This window comes from Streptomyces anandii JCM 4720, assembly GCF_014650655.1.
GTDB classification, from domain to species: Bacteria; Actinomycetota; Actinomycetes; order Streptomycetales; family Streptomycetaceae; genus Streptomyces; species Streptomyces anandii.
This window is the reverse complement of record NZ_BMVJ01000002.1, coordinates 45833-50643: the sequence shown is the minus strand read 5'-3', so window position 1 is coordinate 50643 and position 4811 is coordinate 45833. Positions and strand designations below refer to the sequence as shown.

Annotated in this window: 4 protein-coding genes and 1 pseudogene; all 5 read right to left on the bottom strand. The window is 72.7% G+C overall.

The window, feature by feature from the left end; genetic code table 11:
- Window positions 1-515: alpha/beta hydrolase (locus tag IE249_RS36005; RefSeq protein WP_444544799.1), on the bottom strand; the 515-nt coding region annotated here is incomplete at its 3' end.
- A gap of 335 nt (window positions 516-850) precedes the next feature.
- Window positions 851-3103, bottom strand: coding sequence for an FtsX-like permease family protein (locus IE249_RS03320; protein ID WP_189703266.1), 2253 nt, complete (start codon window positions 3101-3103; stop codon window positions 851-853).
- The gene (locus IE249_RS03315) at window positions 3100-3786 is read right to left on the bottom strand and encodes an ABC transporter ATP-binding protein (RefSeq protein WP_189703265.1); all 687 of its coding nucleotides are present in this window, start codon (window positions 3784-3786) and stop codon (window positions 3100-3102) included. The genes IE249_RS03320 and IE249_RS03315 overlap by 4 nt, the downstream gene beginning before the upstream one ends.
- Complete coding sequence (locus IE249_RS03310) at window positions 3783-4307, bottom strand: PadR family transcriptional regulator (protein WP_189703264.1); 525 nt, start codon at window positions 4305-4307, stop codon at window positions 3783-3785. Before IE249_RS03310 ends, IE249_RS03315 begins: the two co-directional genes overlap by 4 nt.
- 182 nt (window positions 4308-4489) lie before the next feature.
- Window positions 4490-4811: pseudogene (locus IE249_RS36000) on the bottom strand (excinuclease ABC subunit UvrA); the annotation flags it as partial.

Below are 4811 nucleotides of genomic sequence, written 5' to 3'. Positions count from 1 at the left end.
TGGGGCAATGGCTTGCCGTCGACGTCGGGGTTGTGCCCGGCGGCGAGCTGCTCCACGCAGTCGAGCAGGAACCGGAGGTCCGCGGCGTAGTCCCTGGGGAACATCGGAACGTCGTCCGGGGTGAGCACCCGGCCGTCGGGGAACTCGGTGAACGTGTCGTGGGTGTGGCCCACGGTGACCACGGCGTAGCCGTGGCTGGCGAGTTCCTGGACCATGACGGTGTGGTCGCCGCGGTGGCTGCCCGAGCCGTGCGAGTACACGACGACGGGCAGGCGGTGGCCCGTACGGCGCACGGGCGCGCCCACGTGCCCGGCGGTCAGCGGGCCGAGGGCGGGGTCGAGGGGGAAGCCGACGTCTGCCAGGAACGCCCGTAACGCGCCCTCGGTCATCCAAGGGGCGCGGGGCAGGTTCTCCGCCCTGCGGGCGGGATACCAGACGCCGGCCATCAGCTCGCGGTGATGCCCCGGGCCGGCCGCGGGCTCCGGGCGTGAGGTGTCGACGAGGTGGAGCGTCACCGTGCCCACCGGGTGCGGTCCGGTGGGCGGAGGCAGGGTCAGTCGCGCCGGGCCGGAGGCGGTCGGAGCCGCCCACGCGCGGGATGCGAGGCCGAGCGGCACGGCAGTCCCGACCCCAGTGGCCAGCGCTGTCCCGAGCATGCGACGGCGTGTCATGGGTTTTCGGCTGTTGGACGCCGTGGTGGTCGCCGTGATGGTCATGAATCCTCCCGGGTCTGGGTTTCGTGGCTCCTGGCTGTGGATTCGGAGACAACCGTTGTCGTGTTGCCGAGTGCTCCATCGGCTCCGGACGCCGTTCGGCGGGGTGCCCGGGGCCGTAGCGGGGAGTTGGCGTGTCAGCCGTTGCGGGCGGCCTCTGGTCCGGTGATGCGTTTGAGCAGGGGGAGGGTCGAGGCGATGATGCCCAGCGAGGTGACGAGGCCGAGGGCGATGAGCGCGTAGTAGGCCACGCCCGGTGACACCAGGTCGTAGCGCATCTGCGATTTAAGGAACAGGGCGGAGGCGGCGAAGGCCGCACCGATCGAGATCGCGGTCACCGCCAGCAGCGGCAGGGTGCTCTCCAGGCCGATCACCCGCCGCAACAACGGCAGCGGTGCGCCGGTGAGCCGCAGCAACGCGAACGGGCGCCGGCGATCCGACAGGCCCGCGACGACGCTCACCGCCAGGCTGCAGCCTGCGATCGGCAGGGTGGTCAGCAGCACCACGTTGGCCAATTGCCGCCAACCGGCCAGCTCCTGCTGCAAGTCGGTGCCCCAGTCGCCCACCGTGCGGGCCTGGTGGTGGGGGTAGGCGATGGTGAGCAGGGTCCGTACGTGTTCCTTGGCGGCCGTCGACCCGTCGGTGGCCACGTAGACCAGTTGTACGGGGAGCCTGGCCACGGCTGCGGTGCTGATCGCGGCGGCGGGCCATTGCAGGCTCGGGTGCGACCGCAGGCTGACGAACTCGTAGAAGTCGACGGCCGTGACGCCCGCGCCGGCCGGGCAGCGGCCCACCATGGGAGTCTGCGCCAGGTCGGAGCAGGTCACCAGCGCCGGTGCGTCCGGGGGTGGATCGCCTGGGTGGACGCGCCGGTTCACGACCTCGCCGACGCCGTCGGGGTTGGCGTGGACGACGGCCACGCCCCGCACGCCCGGTATCGCGCGCACCTCGCTGAGCAGCCGTGCCGGGACGGCCCGGGCCAGCGGCGCCTCGCCGTCACCGCCCGCCTCCACCACGGTCCGGGTCTGCCGGTCGCCGCCCAGCGTGCCGCGGTGGTCGTCGATGGTGCCGATGATGCTGACGGTCGCGGTGGTCACGAACAGGGCCAGGACGAGGCCGCTGACCGCGCGGAAGCCGGCCTTCGGGTCGTCGGCGAGCCGCCGTACCGCGATCAGGGCGGCCGGGCGCCGGGTGCGCCGGGCGACGACCCGGGCCGCGGTCATGGTCAGCCACGGCCCGGCGATCACCAGGCCCAGCATCACCACCAGGAAGCCGGGGAGGTAGGCCGCCGTCTGGCCGTTCCCGGTCGCCGGTCGGCGGCCGGCGAAGACGAAGTACGCCAGCTCGGCCAGGCCCGCCAGTAGCGGGAGCAGCCGCCAGGCGCGCGGCGGGCGCGGCGTCACCCGACGGGTCACGCCGAGCGGGGAGACGGTGACCCGGCGCAGTGCGAGGAGCGCGGCGATCGCCGCCGCCACCGGCACGCCGACGACGACGCAGAGGGCCTGCGGGGCGCTGAGCGTCAGGTCCGGGAGGAAGAACCGCTGCTGCCCGGTGAGCGGAATGGTGGCGACCAGCGGGCGCAGCGCGGCGTAGAGCCCGAAGCCGATCACCGTCCCGGCGGCCGCCGCCAGCGCGGACTCCACCGCCGATATCAGCGACACCTGCCGGGGAGTGGCGCCGACCAGCCGCATCGCCGCGAACCGCTGTTCGCGCGTGGCGGCGGACAGCCTGGTCGCGGTGGCGATGAAGATCAGCACCGGGAAGATCAGCGCCCCGGCCACCACGGAGGAGATGAGCGTCAGCGCGTCGCCGCGCACGGCGTTGTCCCAGCACGCGTTGTCGCAGGTGGCCGGCCGGGTGTCGGCGATGGTCGTGACCGTTCTCGCCCCGGGTGTGCCCCTGAGCTGGGCGGGGGTACGGCCGATGACGGCGATCAGCGAGTCCGGGGAGGCCAGGGCGGCGTCGCCGATCGTGCCGGTGAGCCGCCCGGGAAAGCGGTCGCCCAACTGGTCGGCGGGAGTGCCGCGGATCAGTTTGGCCAGCGCGGGTGAGGCGTAGTACTCGCCGGGCGCCGGCAGGTGCGTCAGGCCGGGCGGGACGGGCGAGGTCGGGCCGGTCGCGGCGACGTCGACCTCGGTGAGGGACTTGCCGTCGTAGTAGTCGCCGTGCGGCCACCACCACAGCGGGTCCGCCGGCGCCTGCTCGGTACGGCTCGCGGCGCCGGTGTCGAGCCACACCTGCCGCTGGTTGGTCCGCTCGACGGCGTTCATGCTGGCGAAGGTCGACAGCAGCAGCCCGACGCCGATGGCGACCGCGGCGGCGATCATGGCGAGCCGGGCGAGCGCCTCCCGGCCGCCGCTGATCGCGAGGCGGAGCGCGAAGGCGATCACGAGGCTGTCCGTCCGGTCGTGAGCAGGCTGACCTTGCCGTCGCGGACGATGGCCTCCCGGTCGGCGTGCGCGGCGACCCGGGGCTCGTGGGTCACCAGGACCACGGTGGTGCCCGCCTCGTGTGCCGCGTCCATCATCAGGTCCATCACCTGTTCGCCGGTCAGCGAGTCCAGCGCCCCGGTCGGCTCGTCGGCGAACAGCACCTTGGGCCGGGTCACCAGGCCGCGGGCCAGAGCCACCCGCTGCGCCTGACCACCCGACAACTCCCCCGAACGGCGCCGCTCCAGGCCGTCCAGACCCAGCCGTGCGAACCAGGGCCGTGCCTCGGCGAGCGCGGCCGCCCGGCGCATGCCGGAGAACAGCAGCGGCAGGGCGACGTTCTCCTCGGCGGTCAACTCGGGAACGAGCTGGCCGAACTGGAAGACGAAGCCGAAGCTGTTCAGGCGCAGGGCGCTGCGCTCGGCCTCGTTCAGGGTGTCGATGCGGCGTCCGTCGAAGCGCACCTCGCCCGAGTCGGGGGTGAGGATGCCGGCCAGGCAGTGCAGCAGGGTGGACTTGCCCGAGCCGCTCGGGCCCATCACGGCGAACACCTCGCCGGCCTCGATGGCCAGGCCGGCGCCCCGCAGCGCGGGGGTCTCGCCGAAGGAGAGGGTGAGGTCGCGGGCCTCGATCAGGGCGGTCACGCGCGCACCGCCGCTGCCAGCGTGTCCATCCGGGCCGTGGTCAGCTCGATCCACCGCAGGTCGGCCTCCAGGTGGAACAGGCCGTGGTCGGCGAGCAGGGCGTCGATGATCGGGCCGCTGCGGCGCAGTTTCGTCAGCTCGTGCATCCGCTCCAGGTGGGCGGCCCGCTGGGTGTCGAGATACTGCTGGGCGTCACGGCCGAGCATCAGGGCGAGCACGACCTTGGTGAACAGCACGGTCTGCAGATTGGGCTCGGGGGCCACCGGCTCGGTGAGCCAGGTCTCGAACTCCGTGGCCCCCGCCTCGGTGATCACGTAGCGCTTGCGCTCCGGGCCGACCCCGGGCTCCGCCTCGCCGGCGATGACCTTCCCGTCCCGCGCCAGCCGGCCGAGCGTTGTGTAGACCTGCCCGTACGGCAGCGGTTTGCCGCGGTTGAAGAAGGCGTCGTAGTCGCGCTTGAGGTCATAGCCGTGGCTCGGCTCCCGCTCCAACAGCCCCAACAGGGTGAGAGGAACACTCATGAGAGGACCATACACCGCGGATATATCCTGAGTGTATATCTGATGAGAGTGCGCGTGCTGCTCCTGGGGTCTCCCCTCCGGTCGCGAGCCTGCCGGTGAGGCGGCTCGGGGCGGCTCGCCGGAACAAGGACAGGTGAGGCCGGTCCTTGTTCCGGCGAACTGGGCGGCTGGTCCGGGGGCCGTCAGGCGCCCACGTACCTCGCCAGGTGTTCGCCCGTGAGGGTCGGGCGGGTGGTGATCAGGTCGGTGGGGGTGCCCTCGTAGACGATGCGGCCGCCGTCGTGGCCGGCGCCGGGGCCGAGGTCGATGATCCAGTCGGCGTGGGCCATGACCGCCTGGTGGTGTTCGATGACGATGACCGACTTGCCGGAGTCGACCAACCGGTCGAGCAGGCCCAGCAGTTGCTCCACGTCGGCGAGGTGGAGGCCCGTGGTCGGCTCGTCGAGGACGTAGACGCCGCCCTTCTCGGCCATGTGGGTGGCCAGCTTGAGCCGCTGGCGCTCG